Source organism: Actinacidiphila oryziradicis (assembly GCF_005047355.1).
Classification (GTDB): Bacteria; Actinomycetota; Actinomycetes; order Streptomycetales; family Streptomycetaceae; genus Actinacidiphila; species Actinacidiphila oryziradicis.
On sequence record NZ_SUMC01000022.1, the window covers coordinates 79548 to 93819 of the forward strand.

The 14272-nt window shown below is 69.2% G+C and carries 12 protein-coding genes and 2 pseudogenes; 5 read left to right on the plus strand and 9 right to left on the minus strand.

What is annotated here, in order from left to right:
- Positions 1-25: 25 nt before the first annotated feature.
- Positions 26-1345 (plus strand): alpha/beta fold hydrolase, encoded by a 1320-nt coding sequence (locus FCI23_RS22780; protein WP_136725790.1) that lies wholly within the window; start codon positions 26-28, stop codon positions 1343-1345.
- Here the strand turns inward: FCI23_RS22780 and FCI23_RS22785 are convergent.
- Positions 1257-2486 carry a DUF4192 domain-containing protein gene (locus FCI23_RS22785; RefSeq protein WP_136725791.1) on the minus strand — a complete coding sequence of 410 codons (1230 nt, stop codon included), beginning with the start codon at positions 2484-2486 and terminating at the stop codon, positions 1257-1259. The two genes, FCI23_RS22780 and FCI23_RS22785, sit on opposite strands and share 89 nt — an antisense overlap.
- Before the next feature lie 154 nt (positions 2487-2640).
- Here FCI23_RS22785 and FCI23_RS22790 point away from each other — a divergent pair, with 154 nt between their 5' ends.
- Together FCI23_RS22790 and FCI23_RS22795 are read left to right on the plus strand one after the other, a co-directional pair.
- A complete protein-coding gene (locus FCI23_RS22790) occupies positions 2641-4812 on the plus strand; it encodes a RecQ family ATP-dependent DNA helicase (protein ID WP_136725792.1) in 2172 nt (723 codons plus the stop codon).
- A gap of 250 nt (positions 4813-5062) precedes the next feature.
- A complete protein-coding gene (locus FCI23_RS22795) occupies positions 5063-5653 on the plus strand; it encodes a hypothetical protein (RefSeq protein ID WP_136725793.1) in 591 nt (196 codons plus the stop codon).
- A gap of 25 nt (positions 5654-5678) precedes the next feature.
- On the opposite strand, the gene FCI23_RS22800 is transcribed toward FCI23_RS22795, so the two are convergent.
- From FCI23_RS22800 to FCI23_RS22810, 3 genes are all read right to left on the minus strand, one after another.
- On the minus strand, positions 5679-6317 hold the full coding sequence (locus tag FCI23_RS22800) for a hypothetical protein (protein ID WP_136725794.1): 639 nt from the start codon (positions 6315-6317) through the stop codon (positions 5679-5681).
- Between the two features lie 59 nt (positions 6318-6376).
- Positions 6377-7063: a ribonuclease HII gene (locus tag FCI23_RS22805; RefSeq protein ID WP_136725795.1), complete on the minus strand. Its 687-nt coding sequence runs from the start codon at positions 7061-7063 to the stop codon at positions 6377-6379.
- Positions 7064-7124: 61 nt separating this feature from the next.
- Positions 7125-7739: a TetR/AcrR family transcriptional regulator gene (locus FCI23_RS22810; protein ID WP_136725796.1), complete on the minus strand. Its 615-nt coding sequence runs from the start codon at positions 7737-7739 to the stop codon at positions 7125-7127.
- Between the two features lie 138 nt (positions 7740-7877).
- Here FCI23_RS22810 and FCI23_RS22815 point away from each other — a divergent pair, with 138 nt between their 5' ends.
- On the plus strand, positions 7878-9425 hold the full coding sequence (locus tag FCI23_RS22815) for an MFS transporter (protein ID WP_136725797.1): 1548 nt from the start codon (positions 7878-7880) through the stop codon (positions 9423-9425).
- Between the two features lie 159 nt (positions 9426-9584).
- Here FCI23_RS22815 and FCI23_RS63830 read toward each other — a convergent pair.
- The 4 genes and pseudogenes from FCI23_RS63830 to FCI23_RS22835 all read right to left on the minus strand — a co-directional run.
- Positions 9585-9704: pseudogene (locus FCI23_RS63830) on the minus strand (DUF4153 domain-containing protein); the annotation flags it as partial.
- Positions 9705-9907: 203 nt separating this feature from the next.
- Positions 9908-10685, minus strand: a pseudogene (locus FCI23_RS22825) (ADP-ribosylglycohydrolase family protein); the annotation flags it as partial.
- A gap of 55 nt (positions 10686-10740) precedes the next feature.
- Positions 10741-11406: a phosphoglycerate mutase family protein gene (locus FCI23_RS22830; protein WP_136725799.1), complete on the minus strand. Its 666-nt coding sequence runs from the start codon at positions 11404-11406 to the stop codon at positions 10741-10743.
- 97 nt (positions 11407-11503) lie between these two features.
- Positions 11504-12109 (minus strand): YdbC family protein, encoded by a 606-nt coding sequence (locus FCI23_RS22835; RefSeq protein ID WP_136725800.1) that lies wholly within the window; start codon positions 12107-12109, stop codon positions 11504-11506.
- Between the two features lie 364 nt (positions 12110-12473).
- On the opposite strand from FCI23_RS22835, the gene FCI23_RS22840 reads away from it, so the two are divergent.
- A complete protein-coding gene (locus FCI23_RS22840) occupies positions 12474-13004 on the plus strand; it encodes a TerD family protein (protein ID WP_136725801.1) in 531 nt (176 codons plus the stop codon).
- Between the two features lie 341 nt (positions 13005-13345).
- Here FCI23_RS22840 and FCI23_RS22845 read toward each other — a convergent pair whose 3' ends face one another.
- Positions 13346-14095: a class I SAM-dependent methyltransferase gene (locus FCI23_RS22845; protein ID WP_136725802.1), complete on the minus strand. Its 750-nt coding sequence runs from the start codon at positions 14093-14095 to the stop codon at positions 13346-13348.
- Between the last annotated feature and the right edge of the window lie 177 nt (positions 14096-14272).

Consider the following 14272-nt stretch of genomic DNA (forward strand, 5'->3'; position numbering starts at 1 on the left):
CCGTATCAGGAGGACAGAAGTCACCATGGCCGTGTACCACCAGCCCGGGACCGTCATCACCGATCACTCCTTCCAGGTGCCGTTGGACCACGCAGATCCTGGCGGCGAGCAGATCGAGATCTATGCCCGGGAGGTGGTGGCGGCCGGGCGGGAGCGGGAGCCGCTGCCCTGGCTGCTGTTTCTGCAGGGCGGCCCTGGCAGCCCTTCGCCCCGGCCGCTGGGCCGCGACAGCTGGCTGACCCGGGCGCTGGACGACTACCGGGTGCTGCTGCTCGACCAGCGCGGCACCGGACGGTCCTCACCCGTGACCCGGCAGACCCTGCCGCTGCGCGGGGACGCCGCCGCGCAGGCGGAGTACCTGGCGCGTTTCCGGGCGGATTCGATCGTGCGGGACTGCGAGCTGATCCGCCGCGAGCGGCTCGGTGACGACATCCGGTGGAGCCTGCTCGGACAGAGCTACGGGGGTTTCTGCACTCTCACCTATCTGTCGTTCGCTCCCGAGGGGGTGCGGGAGGCGTTTGTCACCGGCGGGCTGCCCGGGTTGCGCAGCACCGCCGAGGATGTCTACCGGGCGGCGTACCCGCGGGTGGAGCGGAAGGTCGCCGAGCACTACGCGCGTTATCCCGGGGATGCCGCGACGGTCCGGGCGGTGGTCCGGCATCTGCGCGAGCACGAGGTGAGGCTGCCGGGCGGCGGTCTGCTCACCCCGGCGGCCTTCCAGTCGCTGGGCATGATGCTGGGCACGAGCACCGGTTCCCACACCCTGCACTACCTGCTGGAGGACGCCTTTCTGCCCGGAGTGGACGGTCCTTCGGGACCGGTGCTGTCGGACTCCTTTCTGACCGAGGCGCAGAGCCGGCTCTCCCTCGCCGGCAATCCGCTGTTCGCGGTGCTCCATGAGTCGATCTACAGCCAGCGCTCGGTTTCGCCCCGGTGCACCGGCTGGGCGGCGGAACGGGTGCGAGGTGAGTTCCCGCAGTTCGACGCGGACAAGGCCCTGGAGAGTGACGGGCCGGTGCTGTTCACAGGCGAGATGACCTACCCATGGATGTTCACGGCCGACCCCGCGCTTGCTCCGCTCTGGGAGGCCTCGCGGCTCCTGGCGCTGCGCGAGGACTGGCCCGATCTCTACGACCCCGAGCAGCTGGCCCACAACGAGGTGCCGGTGGCTGCCGCCATCTACCACGACGACATGTATGTCGACGCGGTTGGCTCCCTGACGACCGCACGGTCGGTGCGGTCCCTGCGCACCTGGGTCACCGACGAGTACGAGCACGACGGGCTCCGGGTGAGCGGCGGCCAGGTCCTCGACCGGCTGATCCGGCTGGTCCGCGGCGAGCTGTGACCGCCTTGGCGACCCGCTGCCTCCGTTCCTGGCGCAGGCAGTGGCGCAGCGGTTCGGGATCGAGCCCGTTGTTGACCGCGGCATGGAGCAACCGGGCGAAGGTGTAGTCCGGGTCGAGGTCCAGGGCACGGCCGAAGGCGACGCGGGCGGCCGTTTCGTCACCGGAGGACCAGGCGATCCAGCCGGCCAGCGTGAGCGGGGCGGCGGCATGGTCCTCGTAGGGCTTGACGCACCTCCGGGCCAGGGCCCGCCACAGCCGCAGCGCCGGCTCGGTGTGCGGGGGCTCCATCCATTCGGCGGCGCGGTCCCGGGTGATGCGGTCCTGCAGGCCCAGGACGATCGACGCGGCCTCCTCGTCGCCGAGCAGGGCGTCGTCGATACGGTCCGCACCGGCTCCGTCGTCGTCCGGCGGGGCCGCGCGGAACCTGCGCAGGGCTTCCTCGACGAGGGTCAGGGTGGTGCGCCGGACGCTCTCGCAGTCGGCTCCGTCGAGCATCCGGGGCACGAGTTCGGCGGCGGCAGTGTCCAGGGCGCGAACCTGGGCAGTGGCACCGGGACCGGTCGGCGGGGCCAGCCGGGCTTCCATCTCCCGCAGCGAGCCGCGCACCTGGATGCCCGCGTAGGCCGCCGCGGCGGCCATGACCGAGTCTCCCGAATCGGAGACCTCGGCCCCTTCCGGCGGGCAGCAGCCCGTGCCCGGGCAGCAGTACGACCACCAGCGGCCACCGGTGACACACAGCGCCTCCACGACGGGCACGTCCAGTGCACCGCACGCAGTACGCAGCGCCTGGGCCAGCGGTCGCACGCGTTCCATCGCCCGGGCGGGGCTCTCACCCTCGGCTCGTTCCGGGCAAAGGAATACGACGATGGAGTCGGGGCGGTCGCCGCGCTGCTCACTGCCTCGGATCAGGCAGTCGGCAAGCTGGGCAGCGGCCTCGGGCCACTCGGCGGGGTCGTCGGGAATACCGAGGCGCAGCCGCCCGCCGAAGCGGCTGTGCTCGCCGTGCAGTGCGACGAGGACAATCGAATGACTCGGATAAAAGCCCATCAAAAAGGGCAGAGCGTCGGCCAGTTCAGCCGGGCTGCGCAGGGTGACCTTGGGGTCGTCGGACGGGCGGGGCGGTTCGATGTGCTGTGTCATGCCCCGACGGTCCCGCAGCGAGTCGATCTCCGCCAGACCCCTCAGCCAGCCTGTGGATAAATTGCGCATACCATCATACAAGTTATGGGTAAGTTATCCACAGGGCCGCCGACGGCGTTCGCGCGATGTCGGTGCCATCGCGTTACATGGGGGCATGACTGACACGACCACCACCGAACTCCGCACCGCGGCCGATTCGGTCCTCGCCCGCCTCGTCGGTGACCCCACCGGCACCACGCGGCTGCGCGAGGACCAGTGGCGGGCGGTCGAGGCGCTGGTGGCCCACGGCCGCCGGGCGCTGGTCGTGCAGCGCACCGGCTGGGGGAAATCGGCGGTGTATTTCGTGGCCACCGCGCTGCTGCGGAAGCGCGGCAGCGGACCCACCGTGATCGTCTCCCCGCTTCTGGCCTTGATGCGCAACCAGATAGACGCCGCCGACCGGGCCGGCATCCGGGCCCGCACCATCAACTCCGCCAACACCGAGGAATGGGACACCGTCCAGGCCGAAGTCGCAGCCGGGGAGGTGGACGTACTGCTGGTGAGCCCGGAGCGGCTGAACAACCCGGACTTCCGGGACCAGGTACTGCCCAAGCTCGCCGCCACCACCGGACTGCTGGTCGTCGACGAGGCACACTGCATCTCGGACTGGGGCCATGACTTCCGGCCTGACTACCGCCGGCTGCGGACCATGCTCGCCGACCTGCCGCCGGGCGTGCCGGTGCTCGCCACCACCGCGACCGCGAACACGCGGGTGACCGCCGATGTCGCCGAGCAGTTGGGCACCGGGGACGGCGCCGACGCGCTGGTGCTGCGCGGGCCGCTGGAACGCGAGAGCCTGGCACTCGGGGTGCTGCGGCTGCCGGATGCCGCACACCGGCTGGCCTGGCTCGCCGACCATCTCGGGGAGCTGCCGGGCTCCGGCATCATCTACACCCTGACCGTGGCCGCGGCCGAGGAAGTCACAGCGTTCCTCCGACAGCGCGGATACCCGGTTGCCTCGTACTCGGGAAGGACCGAGGACGCGGACCGGCGGTCCGCGGAGGCAGACCTGCTGGCCAATCGGGTCAAAGCACTGGTCGCCACCTCCGCCCTCGGCATGGGCTTCGACAAGCCCGACCTGGGGTTCGTCATCCACCTCGGCTCTCCGTCGTCACCTATCGCCTATTACCAGCAAGTCGGGCGGGCCGGCCGCGGCGTGGACCACGCCGAGGTACTTCTGCTGCCGGGCCGCGAGGACGAGGCGATCTGGAAATACTTCGCCTCGCTCGCCTTCCCTCCAGAGGACCAGGTGCGGCGGACCCTGGAGGTGCTGGCCGCGTCCGACCGGCCCGTGTCGATCCCGGCTCTGGAGGCGCGAGTGGACCTGCGCCGCTCCCGGCTGGAGACCATGCTCAAAGTGCTGGATGTGGACGGCGCCGTGCACCGTGTGCGCGGCGGCTGGACCGCCACCGAGCAGCCGTGGAAGTACGACACCGAACGGTACGCCTGGGTCGCCCGCCAGCGTGAGGCGGAGCAGAAGGCGATGCGTGACTACGCGACGACGACGCTCTGCCGGATGGAGTTCCTGCGCCGCCAGCTGGACGACGACCAGGCCGCGCCCTGCGGCCGATGTGACAACTGCGCGGGGGCCCGTTTCACCGAGGCCCTCTCCCCCACCGCACTGGAGTCCGCACGTGTCGCGCTGGGCCGCCCCGGGGTCGAGGTGGATCCGCGCCGGATGTGGCCGTCGGGCATGGCGGCGGCCGGCGTCGGGCTCAAGGGCCGTATCCCGGCGGGGGAGCAGGCAGAGACCGGACGGGCGCTCGGCAGGATGTCGGACATCGGCTGGGGCAACCGGCTGCGGCCGCTGTTCGCGGACGGCGCCCCGGACACGCCGGTGCCGGCCGACGCCGCCGAAGCTGTGGTCCGGGTGCTCGCCGACTGGGCCAAGGGCCCAGGCGGTTGGGCGAGCGGAACACCGGAGGCACCGGCCCGGCCCGTCGGCGTCGTCACCATCGCTTCCCGCACCCGTCCGCGGCTCATCGACTCGCTGGGCTCCGGGATCGCCGAGGTGGGCCGGATGCCGCTGCTCGGTCAGCTCGTCTACGCCGACGGCGACGGGCCTGGCCGTATACCCCGCAGCAACAGTGCCCAGCGGCTCCGGGCGCTGCACGAGGCGTTCACCGTTTCGCCGGAGCTGGCCGCCGCACTGGCCGCCGCACCCGGGTCAGTGCTGCTGGTAGACGATTTCTCCGAGACCGGCTGGACCTTGGCAGTCGCCGCGCGGCTCCTGCGCCGATCCGGTGTTACGGCAGTGCTTCCGTTGGTACTGGGCTTGCAGGGCTGACGGGAGGTCAGAAAGTCACCGCCGCACAGAATCTATGCGGCAGACAGGTAAATAAGCAGTCGAGTCGACAAATTGACCGTTGCCGCTCGTCAGCACGAGAGGAAGAATTAAGCAGGATCCCCGACTGGCTCATTGAGCCCCTCTGACCGGCGTGCGCCCGCGTGCCCGGTGGCTGGGGGGCTCGCCCCCGGCCTCACCGGGGGACCCCGCCCGGCCACCGGCCGGGGAAAGTATCCACGAAGGGAGGACCGTGGCCATTGGCTTCGCTCCGGAGACCACCGCCGGCACCTCCTCCCGTCTGACCCGAACGCTGGAGCCTGCCGAGTGGAGCGCTGCGGGGATTCCGCTGCTCAGCAATCCTCGCGAGATCGTCAAGGACCTGCACGCCAGACATCTGCCCTCGCCCTCCACCGCCGTGGTCGCGGTGTTCAGCCCCGACGGGCGGCTGACCGCGAGCGCCTCGTTCACCCAGCGGCCCGGCCTCACCGACGGCTGGGAGCGCCGTAACGCGATCCTCGCCCACCTGCGCCGCGTCACCCCCCACGACCTGCGGCGGCGCACGCCGGTCCGTATCGCCGTGCTGCTCGTGTGCCGCGAAGGCGGACCGGGCTGGACAGAGGAGGACGGCGCCTGGATGTGGGGCCTACGTGACGCATGCGGCCTGCACGGGCTGCGCTGCGGCGCCTACATAACGCTGAACCGGGACGGCTGGCACATAGTCGGCGAGAACCGCGGCGGCCGGAGCCCGCACTCGGCGTCATGGGCACAGCAGCCCAACAGCGCAGTGACCCTGCGGCCCAACAGGGCACCGGAGGCACTGCGCCGCGCCACGGCCCGTTGATCCGGGATCCGGCCCTTCCCGTCGGTCAGGCGTTCGCGCCGAGCAGCCCGTTGAACCGCTGCGGGTCACCGCACACGATCAGCAGCGCGCCGGCCCGTGCCACCGCCGCTGACAGCGCCGACGCGGTGGGCTCCCCCGTATCACCGTTGACGGCGACGATCACGACCGGCCGCCCGCCGGCACGCTGGGCGTCAATACCGGAGTAGAAGACATCGTCACCGGCATCGTGTTGCGCCCAGTAGGATGCCTCGCCGAAGGACAGTTCATGTGCGGCCCACGGGTGCTGCTCGCCGGTGGTGAGCACCAGGATCTCACCAGGTGGGCGACCGGTTTCCAGCAAGAGGTCGACCGCCTCGTCCGCGGCGCCTATCGCACCCTCGGCAGAGGCCGGGACGAGCTGGATCTGCGTAGTCGCAGTGGCCACCGCCTCACCTTCATGGGGCGAGCGTTGCTGCGCAGCGGTGGCCGGCCCGCGAGCCGGCCCGGGACGGCCGGGCCGGACAGTCACGTGAGATGCTCCGCGCGGCGGCGCGGGGCGCGGCGGGCCAGGCCGGGGGCCGGGGCCGGGTACAGGACGGGGGGTCGACGCGGGGCGGCCAGCGGCCGGAGTGCGGGGACCCGGGACACTCTCGTGAATCTGAGGCTCCTCGGGGATGAGAGGCATGGGGTGATGTCTATCAAATGCACCTTGCGGGCGCAGCGGCGGGTAGGTCACAACTCGGGTCAGAATTCGAGGCCGAGCTGCTCCCCTCCGCCATCGGGGATCCGTACCTTCTTCAGATGCTGCCAGCGCGGCAGCGCATCGAGGTACGACCACGACAACCGGTGATGCGGGGTCGGTCCCAGCTCCTCCAGTGCCGCGCGGTGCACCGGCGAAGGGTACCCGGCGTTGTCGGCGAAACAGAACCGGGCGTGGCCGGCACCGATTTCCGCCATCATCCCGTCCCTGTGCACCTTGGCGATCACTGACGCCGCCGCCACAGCCACGCACGACTGGTCACCCTTGATGACCGTACGCACCCGCCACGGACCGCCGAGATAGTCGTGCTTGCCGTCGAGGATCACCGCGTCGGGCCGCACCGGCAGCGCCTCCAGTGCCCGCACCGCGGCGAGCCGAAGCGAAGCGGTCATCCCGAGCCGGTCGATCTCCTCCGGTGAGGCATGCCCGAGGGCATAGGAAGTTACCCAGCCGACCAGTACCCGGGCCAGCGCCGTACGGCGTTTGACGCTGATCAGCTTGGAGTCGGTAAGGCCCTCGGGCGGCCGACGCAGCCCGGTTACCGCGGCGCACACGGTGACCGGGCCGGCCCAGGCACCTCGCCCGACCTCGTCAACGCCTACGACGGTCCTGGCACCGAGGGTGGCCCTCAAAGAGCGCTCGACGCTGTGGGTGGGTGGCTCGTACGGCATGGCAGTGCCAAGCCTACGCTCCGCTGTTCAGGCACCGTTGACCAGGTCGGTGTACCGGCCCTCAGGTCCGCAGCAGCGGCAGCATCACCTGGTCCACCACTTCGATCAGATCCCGCTCGCCGATGTCGCGCCCGCCGAGCTTCGCCCGGTACATCATCAGCGCCGGGACCACATCGGCGACGATGTCGCCGGTCGCGTCGGCCCGCACCTCCCCGCGCGCGATGCCCCTCTGTACGACTTCGAGGATGAGCCGCTTGCCGGGCTCGATCACACCCCGCACGATCAGACCGATGAATGACTCGGCGGCCGAGTGGTCACATTCGTCCAGCACAGAACGGATGGCGAGGCCGCCCTGCGAGTACATCGCCTCACGCATCCGCTGGACCAGGAAGAGCAGGTCCTCGCGGAGGCTCCCGAGGTCGGGCACATCACCGACATCGGGCAGGACGCAGTAAAGCGCGTCAACGACCAGCGCATGCTTGGACGGCCAGCGGCGGTAGACCGCCGCCTTCCCCGTCTGAGCGCGCGCGGCGATGCCCTCCATGGTCAGCCCGCCCCAGCCGACCGTGCTCAGCTGATCCAGTGCCGCTTCGAGGATCGCCCGCTCCAGCACGGGGCCGCGACGGCGGGGCACAGTGGACTTGCCCGCTGCGACGGCTTCCTGCGAGCTGGCCATGGGCGTCCTCCCTTTGCTCCGGACGGCAGATGCCCCGGGCGGCAATCCTAGTGAACGCTTGCGTTCCGTACTTGCCACTCACTAATGTCATACAGAGGGAACGGGCTCGTTCACTAAGTCGCCCTTGGGGGGCCCTCCGTGACAACTTCTCAGTTAAGCACTCCACACGCACCGGGCGCCGCGCGGCGGGCCGGACGTCCTGGTATCGCGCTCGCGGTCATCGCCGCCTGCCAGCTCATGGTCGTACTCGACGCCACGATTGTGAACATCGCGCTCCCGCACATCCAGGACGCGCTCTCCTTCTCCACCACCGACCTGTCCTGGGTGCTCAACGCCTACACCCTCACCTTCGGCGGCCTGCTGCTGCTCGGCGGGCGGGCCGGGGACATCCTCGGCAGGCGGCGGGTCTTCGTCTTCGGCGTCCTGCTGTTCTCCCTCGCCTCACTGCTCGGCGGCTTCGCACAGGAGCCATGGCAGCTGCTGGCCGCCCGCTCCCTGCAGGGCGTCGGTGGTGCGATCTGCTCGCCCACCTCGCTGGCCCTGGTGACCAGCTCGTTCCCCGAGGGCCCGGAGCGCAACCGCGCCTTCGGCGTGTTCGCCGCCGTCTCGGCCGGCGGCGGCGCGATCGGGCTGGTTGCGGGCGGAATGCTCACCGAGTGGCTCAACTGGCGGTGGGTGTTCTTTGTCAACGTGCCCATCGGGCTGCTCATCGCCTTCCTCACGCCCGTGTTCATCAATGACTCCGAGCGCCATCCCGGACGCCTCGACATCGTCGGCGCGATCACCTCGACCGGCGGTATGGCCTCACTCGTGTACGGATTCATCCGGGCCGCCGACAAGGGCTGGCGGGACGGCCTCACGCTCGGCGCGTTCGGCGCGGCAGTTGTCCTGCTCACCGCGTTCGTGCTGGTCGAACGCCGGACCCGGGACCCGATCACACCATTGAAGATGTTCGCGGACCGCAATCGGTCGGGCACCTATGTGATCATGCTGAGCCTCGCCGCGGCAATGTTCGGGATGTTCTTCTTCATCGTGCTGTTCGTGCAGAATGTGCTCGGCTACAGCCCCATCCAAGCAGGCCTGGCATTCCTGCCGGTCACTGTGGCGATCGTGACCGGCGCGGGCCTGTCAACCCGCTTCCTGCCAGTGCTCGGCCCGAAACCGTTCCTAGTCACCGGCGCACTGCTGACCGGCACCGGCCTGACCTGGCAGACCCAGCTCGACCCGGGCAGCGGCTACGCGGACGGGGTGCTCGGCCCCATGCTGCTGTTCGGCTTCGGCATGGGCCTGAACTTCGTCACCCTCACCCTCACAGCGGTCTCCGGGATCGCGCAGAGTGAGGCGGGAGCCGCATCCGGCCTGCTCAACGCGACGCAGCAGGTTGGCGGTTCACTGGGCCTGTCGATCCTGGTCACTGTCTTCGGCACGGCCAGCCGTAATGAATTCTCCGACCAGCTCCCGGATTTCCTCGCCAAGGCGACCCCGGAGCAGAAGGCTGCCTTCGCCAAGACGCATGAACTGCCCGCGCGCTGGGGAAACCAGGTGCTTGCCCAGGGCATCTCCACCGCGTTCATCGCGGCGGTCGGACTGGTCGCACTGGCGCTGGTCACCGCGGTGTTCGTGATCCGGGTGCGCAAGAGTGATCTAGAGTCCCTCAACGGTACCGCAGGCACGCCTGCGGCCTGATCACACCGGCGCCGCCGCCCGGCCCGAGGGAAGGCCGGAACGGCGCGCCCGTACAACCAGTGGTCGCGGTCAGTACTTCACGGCATCCGCGGGAAGGTTCCGCAGATACGCCAGGTCGATCTTCGTGTTCTCGTGGGCGGGTCGCCTGCCGCCATGAGTCAGTACGATGACGAAGCCGAGCCACAGCTCCGCCCCGGCCACCAAGATCCGCAGCCGGGTCAGCCCGTATGCGTCCACATACAGCACCGTCCGGCGGAGCGCCGACCGGATGAGCAAGATCGCCTGGCGGCGTGGCCGACAACGTATGCCCTGGGGCTCGGGCCTGTCGGGCCGTGCCCTTTCCCGTGAATTCAGCCGGCCGGAACCCACTCCGGGAGCGACTCCGCCCGCTCCAGCCATTCCAGCGGCGGCGCACCGTCCGGCCGGGCCGCAACAATGCCGCCGACTATGGCGCATGTGGTGTCCACGTCACCGCCCGCCCGGGCCGTGTCCCAGAAGGCTTGCCGGTAGTCGCCCAGATTCCGGGCAGCCGCCCACAGCGGGAAGGGCACCGTGTCGTGCGCGCTGGTGCGCCGCCCGCAACCGAGCACGGCGGCGACGGTCGGCACATCGGCGTAACCAAGCATGTCGCGTACACGCCGCACCCCGGCCTGCACGGCGCTGCGCGGCAGAAGGCTGATGACAGCGCCCAGCAGGTCCGACGGAGTCCCGGGCCCGCCCTCCGGGTCAGCGACCAGCGCCGCCGCCGCGGCAACCCCCATGGCGCCGGCAACGGCCTCGCGGTGCTGGTGCGTGGTGTAAGCGGAGAACTCCGCCTGGTGCGCCGCCTGCTCGGCGTCTCCCGCGTACCACGCTCCGAGAGGGGCAACCCGCATCGCGGCGCCATTTCCCCACGACCCCTGCCCGTTGAAAACCTCGGCGGAGAGCGTGCGCCAGTCGCCGCCTTCCTGGCAGATCAATCGCAGCATCCGGTCGACGACGGGCCCGTAGGTCCCGGTCGCAGTCATGGTGCTCGGCGAAGGACCCGACGAGCGCGTCCTGGTCGACGCGGCCGTGTTCGGCGAGCACGGCCAGTACGGAGCAGGCCATCTCGGTGTCGTCCGTCCACCGCCAGGGCCCGGGCGGCAGTCCACCGTCCTGCAGGGCCGGATGGTTCACCGGCACGAAGAACTGGGAGCCGAGAGCATCGCCCAGGGCCAGGCCACGCAGGCTTGCGAGCGCACGGCGGTACCGGCGGGGGTCAAGAGAGTCAGCGGTCATCGCGTCAAAACTCTGACATCACGTATCGTCAGGGTCAATCACGGTGTGTGCAACCTCACCCGTGATATCTGGCGAGCCCGGATTCGGCCAGCCGCCAGCGCTCGAAAGGCCGGTCCAGCCGGTACCTGCCGCTGGGTCCTATCAGCAGCGTGCGGGTCTCCGCGTTGCCCGGGTTGGACAGGCACTCGAACTCATCGACCGTCCAGTGGAACCACCGCATGCAGAAGAGCCGCATTGTCAGTCCGTGCGTCACCAGCAGGACATTCGGTGGGAAATCCGGAGCATCGAACGCCCGGTAGAGCGTCTCCAGGAACGCCCCTACCCGGTCGTAGACGTCAGCCCCGGACTCGCCCTGGGCGAAGCGGTAGAAAAAGTGACCGTAGGCGTCGCGCGCCTTCCGCTGACGTTGCACGTCCTCGGCGTCCTGGTAATTCCCCCAGTCCTGCTCCCTGAGCCGCGGCTCCTCCTTGGCCCGGGTGCGGTCGGGGTCGAGGCCCAGCCCGTGGAACGTCTGATGCGTGCGACGGTACGGCGAAACGAATGCCTGCACCCGCTCGTTCCCGAACAACTCCCGTATCTGCTCCCCTGCCTCTCTGACCTGCCGCTGCCCGGTCGCGGTGAGCGCCAGAGCATGATCGGGGACCCGTTCATAGATCGCGTCGTCGACATTTCCCTGGGACTCTCCATGCCGGATGAGCACAATGCGGCGAGGTTTTGCCATGACCTCACCCTAATTGGGACGCTCACGCGCGTCCGCGCCGGTACCGGCGCGAACGCCGGCGACGGCCCCTGCGACGACGCAGGACAGGCGTCGCGACTCACACCGTCCAGGCCTGCACGACATCCACAACGTCGCCTGCCACGGACAGGACATCCGCCTCAAGCTCGGCGCGCTCGGACAGCCGCACCACCGAACCGTCCCGGTACTTGCCGCGCTCCGTCGTTGTATCCCACATGGACAGCACCAGGAAGTCCGCTTCCGGCCCCTCCGCGAACACCCCGCGCAGCATCCCCGGAGAACCGGCCATCGCCGGATTCCACACCTTCTCCTGCATCAAAGCGAAATGCTCCACCCGGTCCGGCCGCACCTTGCAGTGGGCCACCCGCAACAGATCGCTGTCCGAGAACTGCCCGCGGAAACCAACCTTCACATCCAACCGGCGCTCGAACAGCTTCACGCCGAGGTTCTCGTACGTGGCTGTCTGCGCCGACGCCAGCCGGTCGTGCACTCCCGACATAAAAGCGTTGTAGTACGACCTGCTCTCCCAGAACGCGAAGAGATGAGCCACCCCGGGCTGCCCCCGGCTCCATCCGCCGCCCTGCCCGCGGAACCCCGGCTCGCCCAACAGCCCCGCCCACTTCCGCTGTCCCCGCTCGAACCCCGCCCGGTCAACGACGCCACAGCGAATCCACTTCACCAGCACCGCGCCATCCTATGTCCGGTCGGCGCCCCTTTCCGCCCCGCCCAACTCCTGAACTCGTCCTACGGACACAGAAGTACGATCCGGCCCCCGGTCCAGCTCCCGCAAGCCCGGGACCCCGGCCGGCGGCAGCAGCAGCGTCCCGGCAGACGCGGTACTTCACCAGGTGGCACAGGGCGGCGAGCGTGGCAACATGGTTAACAAACGTGAAGCTCCCGGCAGTTACGGTCATGATCTTGTGGTGAGACCTGTTCCGCCAGGGGCTTGACGTCTGTCCGCGGTCTGGTTCCGACCGGGCAGCCCGCTGGCGGACTGGCAGAACATGGACGCATTCCACATCAGCCCTATTCCAAGGAAGGGAAGTCTGGTGAACAGTCCCAACAAGGGAATCGGAAAAGTCCAGGTGACGCTCAAGTGGGACCCCAGCCCCGTTGGCACGCCGGCCAATGATCTCGACATCATCGCCGCGACCTACCCCGCGGGCGACCCGTACGGGAAGCCCGCGTATCTCGTGCACTTCGACAGCCGATCGCCTGACGGCACCATCACCCTCAACAGGGACAGCCGGACCGGTCAAGGCCTCGGCTCCGACGAGGTAATGACGTTGGAGTTCGATCGGTTGGCGACCGCGTACACCCGCGTGATTGTGGGTGTAGCCATTCAGCAACGCGACGGGCGGAAGACGTTCGGTGAAATAGAGAACACCGGCGTCCGGATAGTTGAGGGGTACTCGGAGCTGGCGGAGGACGACTTCAGCGGCGTATCGGAATCCACAGCAGCCACTGTCGCCGAGTTCAGTCGGGATGATTCGGGTGAATGGGTATTCCGCAAGATGATCCGTGGATTCGATGCCGACCCGAGTTCTTTTGCCACGACAATGGGGAGAAAGCCCGCCTAGCGCGGGGCAAAACCACCGAGGGGCGGCAAGGCGAACAGCCTCACCGCCCCTCGTGACCGCGACTCCGCTCGGACTCAGCTGGACTTGACCATCCGGGGGGTGTCCCCCCACAGATCCTGACCCCAGCCGGATCGTGCGCGTCCCTCTCCCCCGCGTCTGCCAGCGGCACGACGACCACGCCAGCATGCCTGATCGCAACGAAGATGTCCCCTCGCGGCCCTCCCTGGCCGCGGTTGGATGTGCGCTGGCGTCCGATCCGACCGCTGGGGGCGCGGTGGCCGAGCCTGTCCGTGTACGCAGACTGACCGATCAGGAGGGGCTGAAGCTGCAGCAGATCGCGGTCAGCCAGAAGCTGTCTCCGTATCCCGACGGAACAGCGCCGTCCACAGGAATGCCTCACCGAACAGCCCCGACTCGGGCGGCTCGTCACGCATCCGGCGCAGCTCGACCTCTATCAGGTCCGAGAAGATCCAGCGCAGCGACTCCGGGGTGTAGGCGAGGCCGCCCTGCAACTGGAATTCTCGATAGAGATCCGCGTCGGAGAGTTCCGAGCCCATCGCGCCGACGGCGAAGCAGGTGAGCGCGAGGTGGCCGCCGGGGGCCAGGACGCGGTCGAGGAGGGCCAGATAGCTGACGCGGCGATGCGGGGGCAGGTGATGAAAGCATCCTGAGTCGACGACCAGGTCGTAGGGGCCGGTTAGCTCCGTGTCCGTGAGCTGGAATGCGTCGCCGCAGACGAAGCGGACATCGACCCCGGCCTCGCTCGCCCGGTCCTCGGCCCAGGCGAGAGCGACCGGGGCGAGGTCGACTGCGTCCACCTCGAACCCCTGCGACGCGAGAAACAGGGCGTTTCGTCCCGGACCAGAACCGAGATCCAGGGCCCGGCCCGGGGTGATCAACCCTCGGCCGAGGTAGGCGGCCAGGCTCTCGTCGGGCTTCGCCGCGAAGAACGGGACTTGCCTCGACCGGTCGGCGTAGAAGCGGTCCCAGTAGGCCGCACCGTCGCCAGTGGTCCACGGGCCGTCCCGACGGGCGAACAACCCATCCAAGAGCGTCAGAACATCTTCGACGGTGCGTATGGTCCGGTCCATCCGGCCCCCCTTCGACAGAGCGCGAGCCTAGTGTCGAAAGCAATGAAAGGCCAGGTCAGAGCCTATATCAAGATCAAACGGAAGCGTCGTTGGACACCCCGGAAGGGGGGGTAGATAGGGGGACGCCCCGCCTCCAGCCCCTGCAGACCTTCCCGCCCCCGCGAGGGGCCGTGAAAG

What these genes read in the sequence shown, in the direction of transcription:
- FCI23_RS22785 (WP_136725791.1), bottom strand. Translation starts at nt 2,486, where the DNA reads ATGACACAGCACATCGAACCGCCCCGCCCGTCCGACGACCCCAAGGTC.
- FCI23_RS22845 (WP_136725802.1), bottom strand. Translation starts at nt 14,095, where the DNA reads ATGGACCGGACCATACGCACCGTCGAAGATGTTCTGACGCTCTTGGAT.
- FCI23_RS22830 (WP_136725799.1), bottom strand. Translation starts at nt 11,406, where the DNA reads ATGGCAAAACCTCGCCGCATTGTGCTCATCCGGCATGGAGAGTCCCAG.
- FCI23_RS22790 (WP_136725792.1), top strand. Translation starts at nt 2,641, where the DNA reads ATGACTGACACGACCACCACCGAACTCCGCACCGCGGCCGATTCGGTC.
- FCI23_RS22780 (WP_136725790.1), top strand. Translation starts at nt 26, where the DNA reads ATGGCCGTGTACCACCAGCCCGGGACCGTCATCACCGATCACTCCTTC.
- FCI23_RS22805 (WP_136725795.1), bottom strand. Translation starts at nt 7,063, where the DNA reads ATGCCGTACGAGCCACCCACCCACAGCGTCGAGCGCTCTTTGAGGGCC.
- FCI23_RS22800 (WP_136725794.1), bottom strand. Translation starts at nt 6,317, where the DNA reads ATGCCTCTCATCCCCGAGGAGCCTCAGATTCACGAGAGTGTCCCGGGT.
- FCI23_RS22810 (WP_136725796.1), bottom strand. Translation starts at nt 7,739, where the DNA reads ATGGCCAGCTCGCAGGAAGCCGTCGCAGCGGGCAAGTCCACTGTGCCC.